Source organism: Nonomuraea sp. NPDC052129 (genome assembly GCF_040680095.1).
Classification (GTDB): domain Bacteria; phylum Actinomycetota; class Actinomycetes; order Streptosporangiales; family Streptosporangiaceae; genus Nonomuraea.
The window spans coordinates 58,278-78,963 of sequence record NZ_JBFAVX010000028.1; the positions used below are offsets into that span (position 1 = coordinate 58,278).

Sequence of the window (20,686 nt, forward strand, 5' to 3'; positions counted from 1 at the left end):
GGCAGGACGGCGATCAAGACGACGGGCCGAGCACATGTGTGGGGGTGACGTAATGCTCCCCTGGGGTGCGGGCGGCGGCGAGAACGTTCACGGCGGCGAGTTGTCCCATGGCCCGGAGTTCGAGGTGATTTGTCGTCAGCCGCCGAACCCCTTGATCGACGATCATTCCCTCCCAGTCGTCGACTCCGCCGCCCTGGAGCCGCCGATCGGCTGTAGCCGACTGCGCGACGTCGACCGGCTGCACGCCAACCTTTCACTTCTCGAATCCACGCGGTTGGATGTCGACCTGGTCACGGCCCACGTGGTTAACGACGTACTCATAGCCATACACGGGATCGGACGCGTGCAGGCCGTGGCCTTCATTGATCATGACATCGATCAGGTGTCGAACGGGGTCGATGGCGGACGGGCGGCGGGGCAATGGCTTGCGGGGCCGCCGAACGGGCGCTCCAACGCGCACTACGCGGCATGAGCGGAGGTCGTCCGGCGGTGTCCCACCGAAGCGTGGTCCCTCTCGACACGTTATGTGACACCTACGGCTTGGCCGACGAGGTGACCGGCGATCCGGCCGGGGCTGCGGAGTCCGGCACCCCCGCGTAGTCGGGCAACTCGATGCCGTTGATCGCGCGCCCGACCAGCTCGGTGAACCATTCGCTGGCGAAATCGGGGCTCGGCTCGGTGTCGGGCCCGGGGACCTCGCGGCTGCGGGCGTTCAACCGGCCGATCTCCTGGTTGGCCTCGACGAACGAGCGCATCCGCGTCTCGTAGCGGGCGAACCCGGCGTCGGGGTCCCATCCGGCGGCGGCCAGCTCTCCGGCCAGCAGGTAGGCGCCGACCAGCGCCAGCCCGGTGCCCTGCCCCGACATCGGCGAGGAGCTGAACGCCGCGTCCCCGAGCAGCCCCACCCGTCCACTCGACCAGCGGTCCATCACCACCTGGGCGACTTCGTCGAGGTAGAAGTCCGGGGTGTCGTCCAGGTGCGCGAGGATGCCCGGGGTCAACCAGCCCAGGCCCGCCATCCGCTCACGCAGCAGGACCTTCTGGGCCGCGACGTCACGGTAGTCGACGTCGAAGTCGGCCGAGGCGAAGTAGAACATGGCCATCGCCCGGGTGGCGTCCTGGATGGGCCGCAGGAGGGCAGAGCGCCCGGACTCCTGGTCCTGGTACTCGAGCAGCCAGCGGTCCAGCCCGAACTCGTTGGGCACACTGTAGAAGGCGAGCACGTGCCCGAGATGGCGGAGGAACCGCTCATGCGGTCCGAAGACCATCGCTCGCAGCTCCGAGTGCAACCCGTCGGCCCCGACCACCAGGTCGAAACGCCGCCGGTTGCCGCCCGCGAAGATCACGTCGACCCCGTCCGCGTCCTGGGCGAGCCCCGCGATTCGGTCGCCGAAGATGTACTCGACGCCGTCGCGGGTGTCGTCGTAGAGCACCTGGGACAGGTCCCCGCGCAGGATCTCGATGTCCGCGATGAACCCGTCGCCGCCGTCGTCGTCGGCACGGAAGGTCTCCAGCACTTGCCCGTCCGCGTCCACGGTGTGCGCGCCGGCGGTGTCGGTGCACGCCGCGCGCACCGTCGCGTCCAGCCCCATGCGCCTGATGACCTCCTTGGCGACCCCGCGCGCGTCCACCGCCTGCCCGCCGGGACGCAGCTCAGGAGCCCGCTCCACCACGGTCACCTCGGCCCCCCGCCGACGCAGCCAGTGGGCCAGCGCGGGCCCCGCGATGCTCGCCCCCGCCACCAACACCCTGGGACCGCTCACCCGCGTCCCCTGCTCGCCAGCCCGGATGGTGTGCTCCTGCTCGGAGTCGTCGACGCTCATCACTGCCTCCATGTGCTTCCTCCCGCGCTGGACGTTCCCAGCGCAGGCCCACCGCTGTCGGTGTGTCCAGCCGTATCGACCACGGATCCGCACAAAACTCATCGGCACGACCGAGATCGCGTCCATGCTTCGGTGGCACGAAACTAGTGGTCATCAACCTTCGGTGACAATGACCAGCCTTCGCTGTCACAGGACAACCGAGCGGGGAGCCGCGTTTGAGACCGCTGGTTCTACGTGTGAGTTTTGGTGCCAGCGACGAAGTGCATCGATGCGAGCCTGGCGGGATCAGCCAAGATCGCGATGGCGGCAATCCGGCCGTCGGCGACCGTGAACGAGATGATGGAGAGCGGGGTTCCGTCCTCGCGCCACGAGACGTACCCGGGAAGGCCGTTGACGAGTACTGCTTGATGTCGTGCGACAGCGCCGGAGACCATCCGCGCGCCGGTGGCGACCGCGGTGGCGCCGAGAGTGACGACCACTCCGTTCGGAGTGTCGACCGTCAGTTTCACGTCCGGGTCGAGCACGCGCAGCAGCGCCTCGAAATCGCCGCCCATCGCGGCCGCGCGGAAGGCTTTGATGACCTGTCGTTGTTCTCGTCTGGCGATTGTCGGCCGTTCGGTTGCCTGTACCTTTCTGCGGGCGCGGCTGGCGATCATCTTGGTGGCGTCGGCAGACTTGCCGAGGATCTGGCCGATCTCGGCGAACGGCACCGCGAACAGGTCGTGCAGCACGAACGCCAGTCGCTCGCTGGGCCCGAGCGAGTCCAGGACGACGAGCAGCGCGAGCCCGACCGAGTCGGCGAGCGCCACGGTTTCCTCGGGTTCGGCGCTGTCGTCGACCGTGATCACGAGCTCGGACAACCCGTCTCCGTAGGACGCCTCGCGGCGGGACCGCAGGACGTCCAGGCTGATCCGGCCGACCACCGTGGTCAGCCAGCCCGCCAGGTTCTCGATGGCCGCCGCGTCCTGGCGGGCGAGGCGCATCCAGGCCTCCTGGACCACGTCCTCGGCGTCGGCGTGCGATCCGAGCACGCGGTAGGCGACCGCGCTCAGCCGGTCGCGCTGGGCCTCGAACGCCTCGGCCAGCTGGTCGGTCCGGCTGGTGTCAGTCATCGGGTGGTTTCCTCGGATCATGGGTTATGACAGGCCCGGATCGTCGCGTGGTCTACGGTCGGTCAGCCATCGGCACGGTTTGGGCGGCGCGGCTGGCGGAGCGAGATCTGGTTGCCGTCCGGATCCACCGCCTCGATGCGAACGCCGAACGGGTAGTCCTCCGGTTCGGGCCGATCGAATGTTACGCCTCGCCGGCGAAACACCTCGAAATCCTTCCTCAGGTCGTCCGACTCGAGGATGAGCGGGCCGGGGGCAGCATCCGGCCGCTTCTCGACCGGCTGTCCCGCGGCCGGCGCGGGCGACCAGAGGATGATCTCGATCGGACTGTCGCCAACACCCACGGTGAGGAAGCGTCCTTCCGGTCCCGGGTAGTCGATGCGCTTCTCCAGGCCGAGCCCTTCGGTGTAGAACTTCAGCGCGCGGTCCTGATCGGTGACGTTGACCGTCACATACATGATGTTCGTCAGCACCCTGGTCTCCAATCTCGTTGTTGGTCCGACGACCGTGGGCGTACACGGCCGTCGCTCGTATGACGGGGGCGGGCGCCAGAAGGTAACGAGTGGACCGAGCCCTGCGCGGCAGGGCGTCACGGGTATCCGCGTGGATCCGGTGGAGGAGGAACCGCCATCGCGTTCTTTAGGCGGTCGCTGATTGCTTCTCGCCAGCGGGGCGTTCGGTGAGCTCGCTACCGCGCCCACCTGTTCGATGCGGTATGCCCGTTCACTCCGGATCGGGCCGGGCGCCCCGCCCCTCCGCCGTCGGGCGTCTGAGCAGCTTGTCGATGCTGCGGCGTTCGCGTTTGGTGGGACGGCCCGCGCCACGGGCTCGTACGGCCACCGTGACGATCTCTTCGCGCGGAGGCGGCGGAGGGCTCTTGTCCACGTAGCACTCGGCGGCCACGGCGGCGCCGACGCGCTTGGTGATGATCCGGGAGACGACCACTATGCGTTCGTGCCCATCGTGCCGCAGTCGGACCTCGTCACCGACCCGGACGACGTGCGCGGGCTTGACCCGTACCCCGTTGACCCGGACGTGACCGCCCCGGCAGGCGTCGGACGCGATCGAACGCGTTCTGGTCAGCCGCACCGACCAGATCCAGCTGTCCACCCGAGCACTCAGCTGCTCACCTGCCACTCCCACACTGTACTGAGACCGTCGCGTCGCCTGCATCCAAGCCTGCCGATGCTCATCTACCTTGGCGACGAGGAAGGCCATTCCGATGTTGAGCGGGCGATCTGCGATGTCATCGCCGCTTTCGGCCTCCAGGACATCCCCTCCGGTCCGCCCATCCGAGGCTCCTGGCTCAAGCGGCATCAGCTGGACTTGAGTGAGTAATTGCTGTGCACGGCGCTCAACCATTTGGCGTCGATCTCGCGCCCCGGTGATTCGGCCTGCCAGCCGTAGGGCGGATGTGGCGGTGCTCGTGTGTCGCGCGACACCTCTGGAAGGAAGGACAGCGGTGAGCGGTAGAGGTTGAACAGTAAGGCCTGTGCCCAGCCGTTGGCTGTACCGGCCCACATGGCGGGGCCTGGCTCAGCTTCGGGTCGCGCCAGGTTGTTGATGTCGCACCGGAACGCGCTGGCCGGCTCGCCGCCCAGACGACGGCACAGCTCGTTGCCGCCCATGTCCTCCGCCCACAACAGGTGGAAGCCCGAGTATTCCTCGCTGTCGAGATCGATGGAGACCAGCAGGTCGTACAGGTCGGTTGGGTGAGGCATGAGGGTCTTTCGATGAACGGCGGAACAGCCGCCCGGTCGTTGTCTCCTTCCGCGTCAGCGAACGACCGGCACATACCGGTGAACGAGAGAAGACTGGAACCCTGCGTGAAACCGCTGTGCACCCGAAGGGGCAGCCCGTGAACGAATTACTTGACGTCATCGCCACCTGGTTCGACGGCCATTCAACCACCAACATGGTGGTGTGGGGGTGGTCCATGCTGGTGTGGGGCCGCGTCGGGAAGGTCATGCTGTACTTCGCCGCGCTGTCCATTGTTCTGGACCTCCTCGATCCCAAAAAGCTGCGGCGGCGGGGCAGCGGATTGAAGGTCCGCGCTACAGACGCCCTCTCCCGTGCCCGGCTTAGGTTGTCTCAAGCCGGTGTGGCCGGCCTCTCCACGAGTATCCGGGGGCACTTCATATCCATCTCCCCAAGCACTTCCTATGACCAGTGGGGGATAACCGGCCAGCGCGGCGACCGCCGCAGCGCTGTGCGTGGTCGTCCGGATTACGTTCCCCGCGCGCTGGGTTGCTCGCTTGAGGAGTACCAGGCATTCCATGGAAGCGTCATCGCAGAGCTGCCCCGAGTCCACTCATGCGGCGGCGAACACGACGGTCTGTGCTCAGCACAGGATGGTCACATTCAAGCGCGAATCGACGTGTTCCTGACGGAGCACGTGCCCAGTGATCGGCGCCGGTACGTGAACGCGATCCGGAGCTGGCTGCTCGCCAAGGCAGCGTGGTGGGCGCTGATGGGCGCGGCCGAGACACTCCTTGGCGCGCTCCTGCATCGCACTCGGCCGCTGCATGTGTTCCGCTGGGCGGCGTTCGCCCTGGTGCTGGTCGGCGGACCGCTCGACATGCTCGCCGCATGACGGCCGGTCAGTGGTCCAGGAGCATCGCGAAGATCGCTACGACGAGGGCGCGCACATACTGCGCTGCCACGCAATCGGGATCTTCCAGCAGTACGGGCCCGTGAGGCCGGAGAGGTCTCATTCCCCGACTCTTTGCCAGGGAATTGCCAGAAATGACTGCCACGCTGCCGCGCGTGATCGCATCGAAGCTGGCCACAGCCACCGTCCTCGTCACATCCGTTCAGCCTCCCGCCGCCGCTGCCGAGCCGTCGCTGCGGGACCCGTCGCGGAGCGGCGGTCAGGCCGCCTCGGCCCGCGACGGCGGAGACCGGTAAGCCGTGCCCTCGTCACTCGGCTTTCACATACTTGGCCCGCTTGAGGTCATCGCAGACAACGTCCGCTTCACTGTCACCGGGCTCCGCCAGCGGACTGTCCTGGCCGTGCTGCTGCTCACTCCCGACCGGGTTGTCTCGGTCGACCGGCTCATCGAGGCTGTGTGGAGTGGTACGCCGCCGACCACGTGCCGCAACCAGATCGCCATCTGCGTCGCCGGCCTCCGCAAGGTCTTCCAGGAGGCGGGCTGCCACGAGGACGTGATCGTGACAGCGGCTCCCGGCTACATGCTCGTGTCCGGCGACCACCGCATCGACGCGGTCGAGTTCGCGGCCCGGGTGGAGTCGGCCCGGCAACTCGCCCAGGACCACCGGCAACTCGCCCAAGGCCAGCGACAACAGGGCGAGCGGCAACTCGCCCGGGACCAGCGGACGGCCCAGGCCGCCTCTCTGCTCAGGGAGGCGCTCAGCCTGTGGCGGGGGACCCCGTTCGCTGACACCTCCAGTTCGCGGCTTCAGGAAGAGGCGAACTTGCTGGAGCAACAGTGGCTCAACGCGTACGAGCAGTACGCCGAGCTCCAGCTGGAGCTGGAGAGGTACAGCGAGATCGTGTCCGAGCTGTCCGGGCTCGTGCAGGAACAGCCGCTACGCGAGCACGCCCGAGCGATCCTGATGCTCGCCAACTACCGGCTTGGCCGCCGCTCCGAGGCCCTGGGACTGTTCCGCCAGGCCCGCCAGTACTCCATCGACGAGCTGGGGCTGGAACCGGGCAAGGAGCTCCAGGAACTGCACGCCGCCATGCTGCGCGAGGATCCCTCGCTCGTGCCGACCTCCACAGCGTCGACCTCCACGGCATCGGTCTCTCTTAATGCCGACCTTCCCGCCGGCTTCGGTGAGGCGCGGCTGCCTGCAGATGTGCTGTCCTTCGTCTCCCGGGAGGAGGAGCTTGCGAGCCTCGATGCTCTGCTGGAGGGCGGCCCCGACCCAGAGTCTGCCGCCGTCGGGCTCATCACCGGGGGACCGGGGGTGGGCAAGAGCGCCTTGGCGGTCCGCTGGGCTCACCGAGTGGCGCAGTCGTTCCCCGACGGACGGCTCTTCGCCGACCTCACCCGGACAGGAGACGGCGAGGAGTCTGTCTCGGCCATGCTCGCCCGGTTCCTGCGCGCTCTGAAGATCCCGGAGTACGAGATCCCGGCGGACCCGCAGGGGCGGGCTGACCTGTTCCAGCGGTCGGTCGCCGGACGGCGGGTGCTGGTCGTGCTCAGGGGAGTGCGGGACCTGCGCCGCGTTCAACGGCTGATCCCCGCGTCCGGGACCTGCTGCGTGCTCGGGACCAGCTCGTACAACCAATCGAGCCCAGCCCAGGTACGCCTGCGGCTGGACGCGCTGGACACCCGCTCGGCCGTCGAACTACTCGACGCGCTCGTCGCCGATCACCGCGTACGGTGGGAGCCCGCTGCCGCCAGGAAAGTGGTCAGGTACTGCGACAACCTGCCCCTGGCCGTGTCCGCGGCCGCGGCGCGGCTCACCGCGAAGGCACACTGGAGCGTCTCCCATCTGCTGGCCAGGCTGCGCGACCCGCTGCACCGGCTCGATGAGCTGAGCCACGGCGGGCCGCCCGGGATCCGCGAAAGCTTCGACCGCGCCTACAGCGGCCTGGAGCCGGATGCCGCCGCTCTGTATCGCCGGCTCTCGCTCTGGGACACCCCGGAGCTGGACGTCTGGAGTGGCGCGGCGCTCATGAACATCGACCTGTCGAGCGCGGAGAACCTCATGGAGCAGCTCGCGGACGCCGCGCTGCTCGAGAAGCGGGGGCGGCGGCCGGACGGCCTGTTCCGTTATCGCCTGCCCAGCCTGCTTGCCCTGCACGCTCGGGAGAGCGCCGATTTCCATGACCTGTCGGCGGCGCGGTTCAAGTTGCCCTATCCGTCCGCGATGTAGGGCGTGTATTGGAAGTGGATCTCGTGCGTAGGGTGTTGGCATGTCGCTGAGCCGCATAGTCCTCTCGTCCGGCCGTTCGATCGAGCTGTCTGAGCTGCGGTTGTCTTCGACCTACGGCGGAATGCTGGAGGGCTATCCGTGCAAGCCCGTTAACGACATGAAGGTCCGCGGTCTCCTGCGGACCGCCGAACGCGCTTTTCCCGCCACGCCGGTCCATCTCGTTCCGCCCTGCCGTGAGTACCCGGACCAGACCGTGGGTGCGTTCGGTCCAGTCGAGGTGCTGCCCTCCGTGGTTTGCATCGGCGCCTTCCGCTCAACAGCGGTTGCTCCTGATCACGATCCGGTGCTGTACCGCTCCGCCCTCACCGTCGTTTGGTTCCAGCCCACCCCGGACGTTCCGTCAGGCGACAGTGCCGATCTTGCCCTCCGCAACATCCGCTGGGAGGAGCTAGCCCAGGACTACGAGCTCTAGCGACGCGTGTCGATCACAGCCAATCGTTGATGGCCGCGACCAGGATATTCGCCTCATAGCGACCGAAAGCTTGTCGTAACGGGTGGCCACGGCCCGATGCGGGGCACGCGGACCTTCTCCAGCACAGGCTCGAACTGCGGTGCGTTCCTGCGCTGTCCGGCTGTGACCACGATCGACATGGGCTTCTGTCCTTGCTCGGTCTGGCGCGAAGGTACGCGAGCGTGATCGATCAGCGATGGGCTGTTGCGATGAGACGTCGCAGTGCGGCGTGGGCGGGTGGGCCCCATGTGGCCTTGCCGCCTGGGCGGCCGCGGACGCCGGCTTCTCCGATATGGATGCCGCCGAGGGCGCGGCGTACTGCCCATCCGCGTGCGCGACGCAGGGTCGCGGCGTCCGGGGCCGGCTGGTAGGCGTCATAAAAGCGGTCGGCGGCGCCGTCCGGCAGCAGGTTCCAGGCGGCGGCGAGGTCGCCGGCCGGATCGCCGGCGAAGAGGTCGCCGAAGTCGATCACGCCGCAGATGGTGCCGTCCGCGGTGAGGACGTTGGCCGGATGCAGGTCGCCGTGGAGCCAAAGCGCCGGGCCGGTCCAGTCGGGCGCGGCGACGGCGTCGTCCCAGACCGCGCGGACGGCGTCCGGGTCGGGGATCAACCCCATCTCGGTGGCCGAGGCGAGCCCCTTGATGAACCCCTCGGAGTAGTCGGCCAGCAACCCTCCGCGGTCCCGGCCGGCGGGAGCCTGTTCGGGGGCGGGTTCGTGAAGAGCGGTCAGGAAGGCGGCCAAGGCGTCGGCCGCCTCCGCGGCGCGCGTGACGGGGGCGCGGTCGGCGGGCTCGCCCGGCACCCAGGTGGTGACGATCCAGGGGCGCGGAAACCGCGGTGAGGGCTCGCCGAGGCGCTGCGGGACGGGAACCGGCAGCGGAAGGCGCGAGGCGAGGGCGGGCAGCCAGGTGTACTCCTTGCGCAGCAACTCGTCCGCGTCCTGCGTCGCCCAGGGCAACCGGACGGCGAGGTCGTCGCCGAGCCGCCAAAGCTGGTTGTCCCAGCCACGCGCACCAAGCCGTACGGGGCGATCGGCCAGGTCGGGGTGCTGGTCGCGCAGCAGATCCCGCACGAACTCCGCGTTGATGTCGATCTCGGTGTGCGTCATGCGGAGTAACAGTAGCCGGATGGCGGCCCGCCCATTTCCTCCCCGCTTCGGGGCTTCGGGCCAGGAATTCCAGGGTTTTGGGCGTTTCTCGGCTGAACTCGATGGCAACTTGTTTCTCCCATTGTCGCCGACAATTTCCCTGATTTTCGCCGCGATAACGAGATGAAATGCCGTTCGCCTATCGTGGCTGCGCACTGCGACCGTGGCGTTCACGGGGATGTGCCGCCAGTGGCCAGGGGCGTAGCAGGAAGGAAAAAGCTATTGATCGGATCGTCCGTCGAACTGTCAAAACAGTTCGGCGGAGGCGGAAGCATGCCCGAATTGAACCCCGACAGCTTTACCGGAAGTACGCCCACAAAAACAAATCCAAGAGATGAGGGATCACAATGGGTGAAATCCATATAACAGGCCGACGGCTCGCCGCGGGTCTGGCCTCCATGGCGATCATGGCCACCGGCCTCACCACCGTCATGTCCGCCCCGGCCTCCGCGGTGAGCAGGTCCGCGATCGTCTCCGCCGCCCAGGACGAGCTGAACAACGGCACCCGAGATCATGAGAGTCCCATGGGCAGCGGGTGCAACTACTACACCGGTGTCTTCCGTACGTGGAAGGACTCCGCCGGCTGCCCCAGTAGCGATGGCGTGCAGTGGCGCGACAGCAACTGGTGCGCGGACTTCGCCAAGTACGTCTGGCGCAAGGCCGGTGTGCCCCACGCCGACGTCCCCGAGTTAGAGGGTGGTGTGCTCACCGGGTGGGCCAGCTCGTTCAAGGACTACGGGACCAAGTACGGGACCTGGCACACCAGAAGCAGCGGCTACACCCCGCAGCCGGGCGACGCCGTGGTCTTCGACTGGGAGCAGAACGGTGACATCGACCACGTCGGCATAGTGAAGAGCGTCGACGGGAGCACGATCTACACGATCGAGGGCAACAGCGGCGACCGGACTAAGGCCAACTCGCACTCCCGGTCGAGCAGCGACATCGTCGGTTACAGCGCGCCGGTCGAGGCCAACGACGGTCCGTCGAACCAAGACGGTGGGGATTTCAACACCGATGGGGTGGGGGACATCTTCTCGGCCGCTACCGGGACGTTGACCGTCTGGAACGGTAAGGGGTCGAACGACTTCAACTCCGCTACTGAGATCGGTCCTGGCTGGGGCGCTTACAGCAGGCCCATTGCTGGTGACTTCAACGGTGATGGGATCAGTGACCTGGCGGCGGTCAAGGATGGCAGCACGTTGACCATCTGGAATGGCAAGGGCGACAACAACTTCTCCAGTGCCGTCGAGGTCGGTCCCGGTTGGGCGCTGTATGACAGCACGCTGGTGTCGCTGGGCGATGTCAACAAGGACGGGAATACCGACATCGCTGCCGTGCGTGAAGGCACCGGCACGCTTTACCTCTGGAACGGTAAGGGCGACAACAACTTCGCCTCTGCCGTCGAAGTCGGTCCGGGCTGGGCCGCTTTCAGTAAGCCCGTCGGCGGTGACTTCAACGGTGACGGCATCGGTGACCTGGCGGCGGTCAAGGATGGCAGCGCGCTGACCATCTGGAACGGCAAGGGCGACAACAACTTCGCCAGCGGCGTTGAGATCGGTCCCGGTTGGGCGCTGTACGACAGCACGCTGATGTCGCTGGGCGATGTCAACAAGGACGGGAATACCGACATCGCTGCCGTGCGTGAAGGCACCGGCACTCTCTACCTCTGGAACGGCAAGGGCTCGAACAACTTCAGCTCCGCCATCGAGATGGGCCCCGGCTGGACCCCGTACTTCTAACCACCCCACTCCGCCGGGACGGCCCGGCGGGGGCATTCCCACGATTTGGAGCGTCAGACAGTGTCGAGAACATTCGCCCGCCACACGACGACGGCAGCGCTGGCCATCTTCGCGATCGTCGCCTTATCCCCCTCGGGGTACGCCCAGGACGATCCGGCCGGACCACCTACCGGCCGAGTGACCGCCTCCTACGCCACCGCCGCATGCGACTCCAACGGCACGACCAGCACGGACGCGGCCCTGGCCACACAGCTGAACGGCGTCTTGACCGCCACGATGGAGGGCTACATGACGGCGTACCGGGTTTCATGCGCCCGCATGATCGTCAAGGCCGTACACGATCGCGGCATGGATCCCAGAGCGGCGGTCATCGCAGTCACCACCGCGATCGTGGAGTCGACCATCCAGAACGTCAGCGAGACGGTCGACCACGACAGTCTCGGCCTGTTCCAGCAGCGTGCGTCGTGGGGCAGCGTCCAGGAGCGGCTCAATCCGATCTGGGCCACCAATGCCTTCCTCGACAAAATGGTCAGGGAGTACCCGAACAACTCCTGGATGACAGCGCCGATCGGCGAGGTCTGCCAGGCGGTACAGGTCTCGGCCTACCCGTCCCGCTACCAGCCCCAGGCCGGAGACGCACAGAAGATCGTCGATGCCCTTTGGCAGCCGCGGAGTTCGTATGGTGGGGACTTCAACGCCGATGGGGTGGGGGACATCTTCTCGGCCGCTACCGGGACGCTGACCGTCTGGAACGGTAAGGGCTCGAACAACTTCAACTCCGCCACCGAGATCGGTCCTGGCTGGGGCGCTTTCAGCAGGCCCATCGCCGGTGACTTCAACGACGACGGTATCAGTGACCTGGCCGCGGTTAGGGATGGCAGCAAGCTGACCATCTGGAATGGCAAGGGTTCCAACAACTTCTCCAGCGCGATCGAGATCGGTCCTGGCTGGGAGCCGTACGACAGCACCCTGGTGTCGCTGGGCGACGTGAACGGCGATGGTCATGCCGATATCGGCGCCGTCCGCGAGGGCACCGGCACGCTCTACATCTGGAACGGCAAGGGCAGCAACAACTTCTCGAGTGCCATCGAGATCGGTCCTGGCTGGACCGCCTACAGCAAGCCGATCGGCGGAGACTTCAACGGCGACGGCATCGGTGACCTGGCTGCGGTCCGGGATGGCAGCAAGCTGACCATCTGGAATGGCAAGGGTTCCAACAACTTCTCCAGCGCGATCGAGATCGGTCCTGGCTGGGAGCCCTTCGACAGCACCCTGATGACGCTGGGCGATGTCAACAAGGACGGCCACACCGACATCGCTTCCGTCCGTGAAGGCACCGGCACTCTCTACATCTGGAACGGCAAGGGCAGCAACAACTTCTCGAGTGCCATCGAGATGGGCCCCGGCTGGACCCCGTACTTCTAACCACCCCACCCCGCCGGGACGACCCCGGCGGGGCAACATCTGTAGTCTGCGGCGGTGACCGCGTACCGGATCCTGGCTGTGGACGACGATCAGGCCATCCTGCGTTCGCTGCGGCGCGGGTTGCGGTTGGAGGGCTTCGTCGTGGACACCGCCGAGTCGGGGCGGCAGGCGTTGGAGCGGGCGGCCGGGCAGCCCGATGCCATCGTCCTGGACGTGTCCATGCCGGGAATGTCGGGCATCGAGGTGTGCGGTCGATTACGGGAGGCCGGGTCGCAGGTGCCGGTGCTGATGTTGTCGGCGATGGACGAGGTGGCCGACCGCAGGGCGGGGCTGGCGGCGGGTGCCGACGATTACGTGATCAAGCCGTTCGACCTGGGTGAGCTGGTGCTGCGCCTGCGCGCCCTACTCCGCCGTGCCGGGCGCGCCACGGGCACGACAGTACGCATCGGGCCGCTGGTCATCGAGCCGGACGCCCGTGTGGTCACGTTGCGCGGCCGCCCGGTCGAGATGACCCGGCGCGAGTTCGACCTGCTGGAGGTGCTGGCGCGGAACGCCGGGATCGTGCTGACCCGTGCCGTGCTGCTGGAGCGGGTCTGGGGCTACGACTTCGAGGTGAGCGACAACGCGGTGGACACGTTCGTCGGCTACTTGCGGCGCAAGCTGGAGGCGGGCGGCGAGCCGCGCATGCTGCACACCGTACGCGGCGTCGGGTTCGTGCTACGAGAGCCATGAAGCCGTGAAACTGCGCGAGCCATGAACATGAAGCTGTCCACGCGCTTCGCGCTCTGCCTGGCCGTTGCCGTCCCGCTGCTGGTGGCGCTGGCCGGGCTGGTCGTGCTGATGCTGCTCTCGCAGGATTTGCGCGCTCAGCGGGATGAACAGCTCGCGGCGCGGGCGCGGGCACTGGCCCCGATGGCGACGGCGTACGCGTGGCGGACCGGTCTGCTGCGTGCCGTGCCGCCCAACCTCCTGGAGCAGCGACTGCTGGCCGCGGCCGCCGGCCCAGGCGGGGCGTGCGTGGTGGCAGGTGACGAGAAACTGCTGGTCATCGGGGACGTGCCCGGCACGCTCCCGGCCGGTGCCGGTCCCGGCGACTACGCCGAGGGGGATCGGCAGTGGCGGTTCGTCGCCGCCGAGCTGGGGCCGCGGGGGAGGGCGCGACTGATCCTGTTCGAGTCGGATGAGCGCCTCGCCGGCCAGATCGCCGCCCTGCGCGACCGGCTGGGCTCGGTCACGTTGGTCGCGGTCGGTGTGGGCGTGGTCGCGGGGCTCGTACTCGGCAGGTTCGCGGTGCGGCCGCTGTCGAGGCTGGGCGGGCAGGCACGTGCGATCGACGCGCCCTCCTCCTCCGGTACGCGGCTGGCGACCACGGCCGGCGTCACCGAGATCGACGAGCTGGCCCGCCTCCTGAACGACCTCCTCGACCGGCGGGACGCGGCCGTGGCCCGTACCGGCGAGGCTCTGGAGACCGCGCGCGCGTTCGCCGCCACCGCCGCGCATGAGCTGCGCACTCCGCTCACCAGCATGGGCACCAACCTGACCCTCCTGGACCACCCCGGGCTGGATGCGGCGGATCGCGCCGAGACCGTCGCCGACCTGGCCGCCGAACACGGTCGCCTCCAGCGGCTCATCACCATGCTGCGCCGGCTCGCGCGCGGCGAGCTGCTCGACGCCTCCGCCTTCGCCGAGACCGACCTGGCCGGCATCGTCAACGACGCGATCGAGGACGCCCGGCGCCGCCACCCGCACGCCACGATCACCGCTCGCGTGCCGGACGCCGTCCGGGTACGCGGCTGGGCGGAGGGCTTGCGCCTGGTCGCCGACAACCTCCTCGACAATGCCGCCGTGCACGGTACGGACGCGTCCGGCCGCACCTCGATCACGGTCACCCTGGAGTGTGGGGATGAGATCGTCCTCGCCGTCCAGGACACGGGTCCGGGGATCGAGCCCGAGTGCCGCGAGGCGGTGTTCGCCCGCTTCCACCGTCGCCCTGGCAGCCCGGGCTCGGGGCTCGGTCTCACGTTGGTACGGCAGCAGGCGGCCCTGCACGGCGGCACCGCCTGGCTGGGCGCCTCCCTTGACGGTCCGGGTACGCGGGCCGAGGTACGGCTGCCGGTGACCGAGCGGGAAGCTCCGCGATCCGGGCGGTCCTGGCTGGAATAGCTTCTTGCCAGAGAAATGCCAGAAAAGCACGTCACCATCCCTCCGAACTAATCCTTCGGAGGAGATGACATGCGCATCACCCATTACGCGGTCGCGGTTGCGGCTGCGGTCACGCTGTTCATGCCGTCAGCGGCCTTAGCTGAGACCACTGACGTCATGCAGCCGTCGGCGCACCCGGTCAAGCTGCGTACCGCCCTCAGAGATCTCTCGGTGACCTACACCTACCAGGGCGAAGAGCACACCTTGGACGACTTCCTCACCCGTACGAAGACCAACGGCTTCCTCGCCCTGGACGGCCAGGACGTCGTCGCGGAGCGCTACACCGGCGCGAACCGTGACACCCGCTTCCAGTCCTGGTCGATGGCCAAGTCGTTCACCGCGACCGCCGTCGGCATCGCGCTCAAAGAGAAGCACATCGGATCGATCGACGACTCCGTGGACAAATACCTGCCCGAGCTGAAGGACTCCGGCTATGCCGGGGTCTCCATTCGCGACCTGCTGCATATGTCGTCCGGCATCGACTGGGACGAGGCCACCGACGCGCCACGCCTGATGGCCGCGGCCAACAAGGGCTACTCGATCAGCAAGATGGCCGCCCTCCAGAAGCGCGGCTGGGAGTCGGGCAGCCGGTTCGAGTACACCAGCATGAACTCCTTCGTCCTGGCCCGGCTCGTCACCAAGACCACCGGAATGCCGTACTACGACTACGTCGAGCGCAAGATCTGGCAGCCCGCCGGCATGGAGTCCACGGCGACCGTCGGCAACGACTCACACGGCGACAGCCTGGGCTACTGCTGCTACTACGCCACCGACCGTGACTTCGCCCGCTTCGGCCTGCTCTACCTGCACGGCGGTAAGGCGAAGGGCCACCAGGTCGTACCGGCCTCCTGGGTGAAGGCGTCCATCAAACCGTCTTCGGTCAACCCGAACTATGGCCTGCACTGGTGGCTCGGCGGCGACGGCGGAGATTTCATGGCGGTCGGGCTCGGCGGCCAGTACATCTACGTCTCACCCGAGCAGGGCGTCGTCATCGTCAAGTCGTCCATCGCCGGAAGCGCTCTTGACCAGGAAGAGGCCATCGTCGCGTTCCGCGCTGTGGCGGCCGAGGTGGCCAGGACCTCGTGAGTTTCCGGCTTCTGAGGTTCGTTGTCGCCGCAGGCGTGCTGACGTTCGCGATCGGGCTGGGCAAGCTCGTGGACGGTGACGTACGGGCTGGACTTCCGCTGTTCGTCGTCGGACTCGTTTTCGCCGGTGTACCGGCGGGACTGCTGGTCCGTCATGTGATCGCGAACTGGACGACGACAGATTTCCGGCGCTCACCGGCGATGGCGGATCCCGCGATACGGCGCAACTTCCGCAGCGTCGCCGTGCTCGTTATGGCGTACAGCGTGCTGTGGTTCCTCGCGGCCATCGCGATCCTCGTCTTCGCCTATCGGATCCCGCACGACAGCGGCAGCAGCGGCGGATCGATCGTCACCGTGATGGTGATCGGGTGCTTCCTCGCCGGGATACCTACGCTGCTCGGCATCCAGTTCCTCCGGTGCGGGCAGCTGGTGCGGCACGGAGGCACTGAGGGCATCGCGGCCGGGCTGCGGCTCGGCTGGATCGTCGTCGTCATCGGCGGGCTCGCCACCGTGGGCTCGCTGACTCATGACCGCCCCGGCTACGACACGATCGGGCTCGTCGCCGGCTGCCTGGTCGCCTTCACGCTGGTCAACAACCTCCGATTGAGCATGCTCAACACCCGGGTCGTCGCCTACGAGCGGCAGGCTTCGGGTCAACCGTAAAGGAAGATCATGACCGACATTCGCGTACATACCTACAGCGCCGCCGAGACCGGCATCTTCGTCAACAGCTACCTGATCGAGTGCGAGCCTGCTGGTCTCGGACGCCAAGGCGTTGGCCGCCCGGCTGGCCGCGTTGCACAAGCCTCTGCTGGCGGCGTTCGTGACGCATCCCCACCCCGACCATTCAGCGCCGACCTCGCGGTGTCCGGACGGCACAGCGGATACCTCAAGGCGGACAACGTACTGATCCAGCCCAATGCCATGACCGGCACGATCGAATCCCAGCTTGACGGCCGACACCTCACCCTCGGCCCTCTCCCCTAGCGTGTGGCTAATCGAGCTTGGCTTCGCGGCCGTGGACGATGAGCGCGTACAGCACGAGCACGTCGACCGCGATGACGGCGAGTGACCACCAGGGGTTCACGGCGATCCAGGTCAGTTGCGTGAGGGCGTTCAGCATCACCAGAACGATGCCGACCACCCTGGCCCAATCCTGGCCCAGGGTGACGGCGATGCCTGTGGCCAGCACGAGCACGCCGAAGAGGAGATGGAGCCAGCCCCAGCCGGTGACGTCGAAAAGCAGGAGCCGGGCGGGCGTCTGCACGTAGACCCGGTTGGCGAAGACGGCGGCGAGACCGGTGATGATGTTGAACAGCCCGGCCAGGACCATCATCATCCCGCCGAACCAGATCCAGCCGACCCAGCCGGTCACATGGCGTGCTTGGTGATAGGTCATCGAAATCCCCCTTGAGCTCTGACTTCGTCGTGGGGCCTGGCTCCCTTGTTCGAGGCCGCTCCCCAGTTGTTTCCCTCACCAACCCGACAAACACGACAGAAAGGGATGTAAAGGCATGTGGAGGGATAGTGTTTCCCCCGCCTTGGCGAATTCGATACGCAAGATCGTCCTCCCATGGCAGCCCCGCTGAGTCGGGCCGGACCTGGCGTCCGAAGGATCACGATTCCGATACGTTGGGCGGTATGCTCCCCGCTCTCCCTCAAGCCGCTCGTGCCGACGTGCGACAGGTTCCGTCCCGGTTCGCCTGGCTGGACGCGTTGCGCGGCATCGGCGCGCTGGCCGTGGTGGGGGAGCATCTGACGACCTGGGCGATGCCGTGGCTGCGGCCTACCTCCTTCAATCTCGGCGTCTACGGCGTGCTGGTGTTCTTCCTGGTCAGCGGCTACATCATCCCGTCCTCGCTGGAACGGCACGGCGACGTGCGAGCCTTCTGGATCGGCCGGTTCTTCCGCCTTTATCCGCTCTACCTGGCGGTCATCGCCCTGGTCCTCGCTCTGGCCTGGTGGATCCCGGTACGGCCGGAGGTGCCCAGGGACCTGTCCTCGGTGGCCGCGCACCTGACGATGCTGCTGGACACGGTGGGTGCGGCAGGTGTGCTGAACACGATGTGGACGCTGTCGTACGAGATGGTGTTCTACCTGCTGGCCGCGGCCCTGTTCGTGACCGGCGTACGCGACGGACGGAACCTGCTTCCGGCCGCGTTAGCGCTGATCGCCGCCGTCGCTGGGCTGGTCCTGGCCGGGCCGCCGCTGTCGGGCGGCTGGCTGGCCTGGGTGTCGTCCGGCCTCTTCGTGGTGGGGCTCGGCTGCGTGGTCTCCGGCCGCGGGCGCACGGTCGCGGCCTGCGCGCTGGGTTTGATGGCGCTGGCGTTGGTGTTGCTGAGCAGCCGCGTCCCCTGGTTCGGGCTGGCGATCCTGGCGGTGATGTTCGCCGGTACGGCGATCCGTCGCTGGGAACGAGGGCAGGCGCCGCTCTGGCCCGTGGTGGTCACCGCGATGGTCGTGGCCGCGACGCCGCTCTGGGCGCTCAACGCCGGTTGGTGGTGGGTGCGACCGGACGTGTGGGGGCTGACCGTCCTCCTCGCCGCCCTCACCTTCGCCGGTGGCATGGCCTTACGTGCGCGCCCCCTTCCTGCCGTGCTCACCTGGCTCGGCACGATCAGCTACTCCCTCTACCTGGTCCACCTGCCGATGCTGCTGATCGTCATGGAGTTGGCCGGTGAGATGCGCTGGTCGCCGTTGCCCCTGCAGATCGGGATCAGCGTGGTCTTTTTGAGCCTGCTCATGCCGGCCAGCTGGCTCAGCCACCGCTTCATCGAAGGCCCCATGCAGCGCCTCGGCCGTCGGGTCATTTCCCAGCAGGTCAGTCTTCGGCGAGGACGATGACCAGGTCGCGGGGGCCGAGCGTGACCGGGTCGGACTTGCCGGGGTTGAGCACCACACCGAAGCTGGGCGGGGCGGTGGACTCGACCGCCAGCCGGTAGCCGATGGCGGTCTCGCCACGGGCCCGGGCGGCGGCGATGACGGTGGCGAAGCTGACCGTCATCCCAGGGCGGAGGTAGTCGGTCGCGGGCTTGAGGTAGATCTCCGAGCCGTCGGCGTCGAAGAGGTAGCGGAACACCGCGCCCAGGTGCGGGTTCTCCGACAGCTGGGTCATCAGCAGGCTGATCAGTTTGGTGCCGACCACGAAGTCGTCGGCCTTGGTCACCTGGGCCAGACGGCGGTTGCGGTCGTCGTTCATCTCGCTGACGATCGGGAAGCGCTGCCCGGTACGGGATGCCAGGTCGCGCAGATGCAGCAGCGTCACCAGCGTGCGTGAATCCGCGTACTGCGACTCCAGCCGGTCGTCGGCCAGCACGATGATGTGGTCGAACATGCCCGGCTCCAGCGACTCCAGCGTGATCCGGTCGGTGGTGTCGCACTCCTTGACGTTCAGGGCCAGGTTGGTGAGCTCGAACGCGAACTCGGATTCGTCGACGGCGGCGGCCACGTTCAGGATCGAGCCGGGGGCCACGTACTGGTCGAGCTCGGCGACGATTTTCGGGGCGCGGCTGTTCCAGCCGAGCATCAGTGTGCTCTCCGGGGGTTCGGCCTCGCGGGCGGGAAGGCTGATCGCCTGCTCAACGACGGGTGGGAAGCTGCGGACGAGCCGGACGGTGGAGTCGTCCTCGGCGATCACGATCATCTGGTCGCCCTCCATGACCTGGGTGTCCATGGGCGGGTTCAGGACCACCGAGCCGTCGCCGCGCCGGATCCCGATCAGCGAGGCGGTCTCGTACGCGAACAGCGCCTCCCCGTACGGGAAACCGGTCAGCTTCGGCTCCGTACGCATGTAGATCTCGTCGCCGCCGAAGTCCAGCAGATCGGTGACCACCACCGACAGGCCCGACTGGCGGCAGGTCTGCACGATGAGCCGGGAAGCGATGTCGTCGGTGTCGACGACCTGCGCGTGCCCGTTGGCGGCCAGTTCGGCCGCGACGCGGTTGCCGGAGTCGGTCACCGAGGCGATGATCGGCGGGCGGCGGCGGCGCCAGTTGCGGTTGGTCAGACCGAGGAGCGTCTTGACGACGTGCGCGTCCGGATCCTCGCCCGCAGGGGAGAGGACGATGATGGACCGGGCGGTGTCCGGGCTGAGCAGGTCGAGATCGGTCGGTTCTATGGTGCTGCCACTGCGTACGACGACGCGGGTCTTGCCGGTGTCGCCGACGCGCGTGCGCAGTTCCTCCTCCATCTCCAGCTTGTCGCCGTCGCCGAGGATGGCGATGCAGGACTTGGCTTCGCTGGCGTTGGCCTCGACCAGCTCGGGGATGATCGTGAACACCTGATCCGACCAGCCGACCAGCACCGTGTGGCCGGACTCGACGATGCGTGACCGGCCCTTGCGCAGCTCGGTCAGCTTGTTGTCCAAGCCCGTGGTGAGCACGCCGACGAGGCTGGAGACGATCAGCAGGCCGCCGATCGTGATGGCGAACCCGAGGATCGTGAAGATCGTGCTGCCCTCGTTGTCGCCCGCGACGGTGCCCGGGTCCATGGCGCGCATGAGGCTGCCCCAGAGGGCGTCGTACCAGCTGTCGTGGACGTCCTTGTCGGCGAAGAGTATGGACAGGCCCGCGAAGATCACGACCATCACGACGGTGACGAGTGCGAGCCAGCCGATCAGGGCGGGTGTGCCCTTCGACATGCTGTTGTCGAACCGGTAACGCAGACGTTCTCGTCGTGTGGCCATGACCTAACCCATCGTTTTGGGCATCCTCTCGCCAGCGGCGGTAGGGGATGTGCGAAAAGTACCAATCGCCACAATTTTCCCCTTACTTCTATGCCGCCGCTTGCATCTCGCTAACA

Annotated in this window: 21 protein-coding genes; 13 read left to right on the forward strand and 8 right to left on the reverse strand. The window is 67.4% G+C overall.

The genetic code is table 11. The features are described from left to right. The first annotated feature begins 52 nt into the window (after window positions 1–52). Window positions 53–472, forward strand: coding sequence for a hypothetical protein (locus tag AB0L53_RS42185; protein WP_364006999.1), 420 nt, complete (start codon window positions 53–55; stop codon window positions 470–472). A gap of 61 nt (window positions 473–533) precedes the next feature. On the opposite strand, the gene AB0L53_RS42190 is transcribed toward AB0L53_RS42185, so the two are convergent. The 5 genes from AB0L53_RS42190 to AB0L53_RS42210 form a co-directional block, all read right to left on the reverse strand. After that, window positions 534–1,823 carry an FAD-dependent monooxygenase gene (locus AB0L53_RS42190; protein ID WP_364007002.1) on the reverse strand — a complete coding sequence of 430 codons (1,290 nt, stop codon included), beginning with the start codon at window positions 1,821–1,823 and terminating at the stop codon, window positions 534–536. A 230-nt stretch (window positions 1,824–2,053) separates the two neighbouring features. Continuing rightward, window positions 2,054–2,935: a sigma-70 family RNA polymerase sigma factor gene (locus AB0L53_RS42195; RefSeq protein ID WP_364007004.1), complete on the reverse strand. Its 882-nt coding sequence runs from the start codon at window positions 2,933–2,935 to the stop codon at window positions 2,054–2,056. Between the two features lie 62 nt (window positions 2,936–2,997). Beyond that, window positions 2,998–3,405, reverse strand: a complete 408-nt coding sequence (locus tag AB0L53_RS42200) for a VOC family protein (RefSeq protein WP_364007007.1) — start codon at window positions 3,403–3,405, stop codon at window positions 2,998–3,000. A gap of 250 nt (window positions 3,406–3,655) precedes the next feature. Further along, on the reverse strand, window positions 3,656–4,069 hold the full coding sequence (locus tag AB0L53_RS42205) for an RNA-binding S4 domain-containing protein (protein ID WP_364007010.1): 414 nt from the start codon (window positions 4,067–4,069) through the stop codon (window positions 3,656–3,658). A gap of 179 nt (window positions 4,070–4,248) precedes the next feature. Further along, a complete protein-coding gene (locus tag AB0L53_RS42210) occupies window positions 4,249–4,653 on the reverse strand; it encodes a hypothetical protein (RefSeq protein WP_364007013.1) in 405 nt (134 codons plus the stop codon). 137 nt (window positions 4,654–4,790) lie between these two features. Here AB0L53_RS42210 and AB0L53_RS42215 point away from each other — a divergent pair, with 137 nt between their 5' ends. The 4 genes from AB0L53_RS42215 to AB0L53_RS42230 all read left to right on the forward strand — a co-directional run bounded on the left by AB0L53_RS42215 (window position 4,791) and on the right by AB0L53_RS42230 (window position 8,249). Then, on the forward strand, window positions 4,791–5,525 hold the full coding sequence (locus AB0L53_RS42215) for a hypothetical protein (protein ID WP_364007016.1): 735 nt from the start codon (window positions 4,791–4,793) through the stop codon (window positions 5,523–5,525). Window positions 5,526–5,698: 173 nt separating this feature from the next. Beyond that, window positions 5,699–5,839 (forward strand): hypothetical protein, encoded by a 141-nt coding sequence (locus tag AB0L53_RS42220; protein ID WP_364007018.1) that lies wholly within the window; start codon window positions 5,699–5,701, stop codon window positions 5,837–5,839. A 3-nt stretch (window positions 5,840–5,842) separates the two neighbouring features. After that, window positions 5,843–7,777: a BTAD domain-containing putative transcriptional regulator gene (locus tag AB0L53_RS42225; protein WP_364007021.1), complete on the forward strand. Its 1,935-nt coding sequence runs from the start codon at window positions 5,843–5,845 to the stop codon at window positions 7,775–7,777. 40 nt (window positions 7,778–7,817) lie between these two features. After that, entirely contained in the window at window positions 7,818–8,249 is a 432-nt protein-coding gene (locus AB0L53_RS42230) for a hypothetical protein (RefSeq protein ID WP_364007022.1), read from the forward strand. A gap of 229 nt (window positions 8,250–8,478) precedes the next feature. On the opposite strand, the gene AB0L53_RS42235 is transcribed toward AB0L53_RS42230, so the two are convergent. Further along, on the reverse strand, window positions 8,479–9,396 hold the full coding sequence (locus AB0L53_RS42235; RefSeq protein ID WP_364007024.1) for an aminoglycoside phosphotransferase family protein: 918 nt from the start codon (window positions 9,394–9,396) through the stop codon (window positions 8,479–8,481). Window positions 9,397–9,782: 386 nt separating this feature from the next. Here AB0L53_RS42235 and AB0L53_RS42240 point away from each other — a divergent pair, with 386 nt between their 5' ends. The 7 genes from AB0L53_RS42240 to AB0L53_RS42270 all read left to right on the forward strand — a co-directional run bounded on the left by AB0L53_RS42240 (window position 9,783) and on the right by AB0L53_RS42270 (window position 16,873). Next, entirely contained in the window at window positions 9,783–11,174 is a 1,392-nt protein-coding gene (locus AB0L53_RS42240) for an FG-GAP-like repeat-containing protein (RefSeq protein ID WP_364007027.1), read from the forward strand. 60 nt (window positions 11,175–11,234) lie between these two features. Beyond that, window positions 11,235–12,599, forward strand: a complete 1,365-nt coding sequence (locus tag AB0L53_RS42245; RefSeq protein ID WP_364007029.1) for a VCBS repeat-containing protein — start codon at window positions 11,235–11,237, stop codon at window positions 12,597–12,599. Window positions 12,600–12,653: 54 nt separating this feature from the next. After that, window positions 12,654–13,331 carry a response regulator transcription factor gene (locus AB0L53_RS42250; RefSeq protein ID WP_364007032.1) on the forward strand — a complete coding sequence of 226 codons (678 nt, stop codon included), beginning with the start codon at window positions 12,654–12,656 and terminating at the stop codon, window positions 13,329–13,331. A 21-nt stretch (window positions 13,332–13,352) separates the two neighbouring features. Then, complete coding sequence (locus AB0L53_RS42255) at window positions 13,353–14,762, forward strand: HAMP domain-containing sensor histidine kinase (RefSeq protein ID WP_364007034.1); 1,410 nt, start codon at window positions 13,353–13,355, stop codon at window positions 14,760–14,762. A gap of 69 nt (window positions 14,763–14,831) precedes the next feature. After that, window positions 14,832–15,887 (forward strand): serine hydrolase, encoded by a 1,056-nt coding sequence (locus tag AB0L53_RS42260; protein WP_364007037.1) that lies wholly within the window; start codon window positions 14,832–14,834, stop codon window positions 15,885–15,887. Next, window positions 15,884–16,549 (forward strand): hypothetical protein, encoded by a 666-nt coding sequence (locus AB0L53_RS42265; protein WP_364007040.1) that lies wholly within the window; start codon window positions 15,884–15,886, stop codon window positions 16,547–16,549. Before AB0L53_RS42260 ends, AB0L53_RS42265 begins: the two co-directional genes overlap by 4 nt. Window positions 16,550–16,558: 9 nt before the next feature. After that, window positions 16,559–16,873 (forward strand): hypothetical protein, encoded by a 315-nt coding sequence (locus AB0L53_RS42270; protein WP_364007043.1) that lies wholly within the window; start codon window positions 16,559–16,561, stop codon window positions 16,871–16,873. A 7-nt stretch (window positions 16,874–16,880) separates the two neighbouring features. Here the strand turns inward: AB0L53_RS42270 and AB0L53_RS42275 are convergent, their stop codons facing one another. Next, window positions 16,881–17,285 carry a hypothetical protein gene (locus AB0L53_RS42275; protein ID WP_358178744.1) on the reverse strand — a complete coding sequence of 135 codons (405 nt, stop codon included), beginning with the start codon at window positions 17,283–17,285 and terminating at the stop codon, window positions 16,881–16,883. A 278-nt stretch (window positions 17,286–17,563) separates the two neighbouring features. Here AB0L53_RS42275 and AB0L53_RS42280 point away from each other — a divergent pair, with 278 nt between their 5' ends. Further along, window positions 17,564–18,730, forward strand: a complete 1,167-nt coding sequence (locus AB0L53_RS42280) for an acyltransferase (RefSeq protein ID WP_364007046.1) — start codon at window positions 17,564–17,566, stop codon at window positions 18,728–18,730. Here the strand turns inward: AB0L53_RS42280 and AB0L53_RS42285 are convergent. Next, on the reverse strand, window positions 18,708–20,570 hold the full coding sequence (locus AB0L53_RS42285) for a potassium transporter TrkA (RefSeq protein ID WP_364007049.1): 1,863 nt from the start codon (window positions 20,568–20,570) through the stop codon (window positions 18,708–18,710). The genes AB0L53_RS42280 and AB0L53_RS42285 overlap by 23 nt on opposite strands. Between the last annotated feature and the right edge of the window lie 116 nt (window positions 20,571–20,686).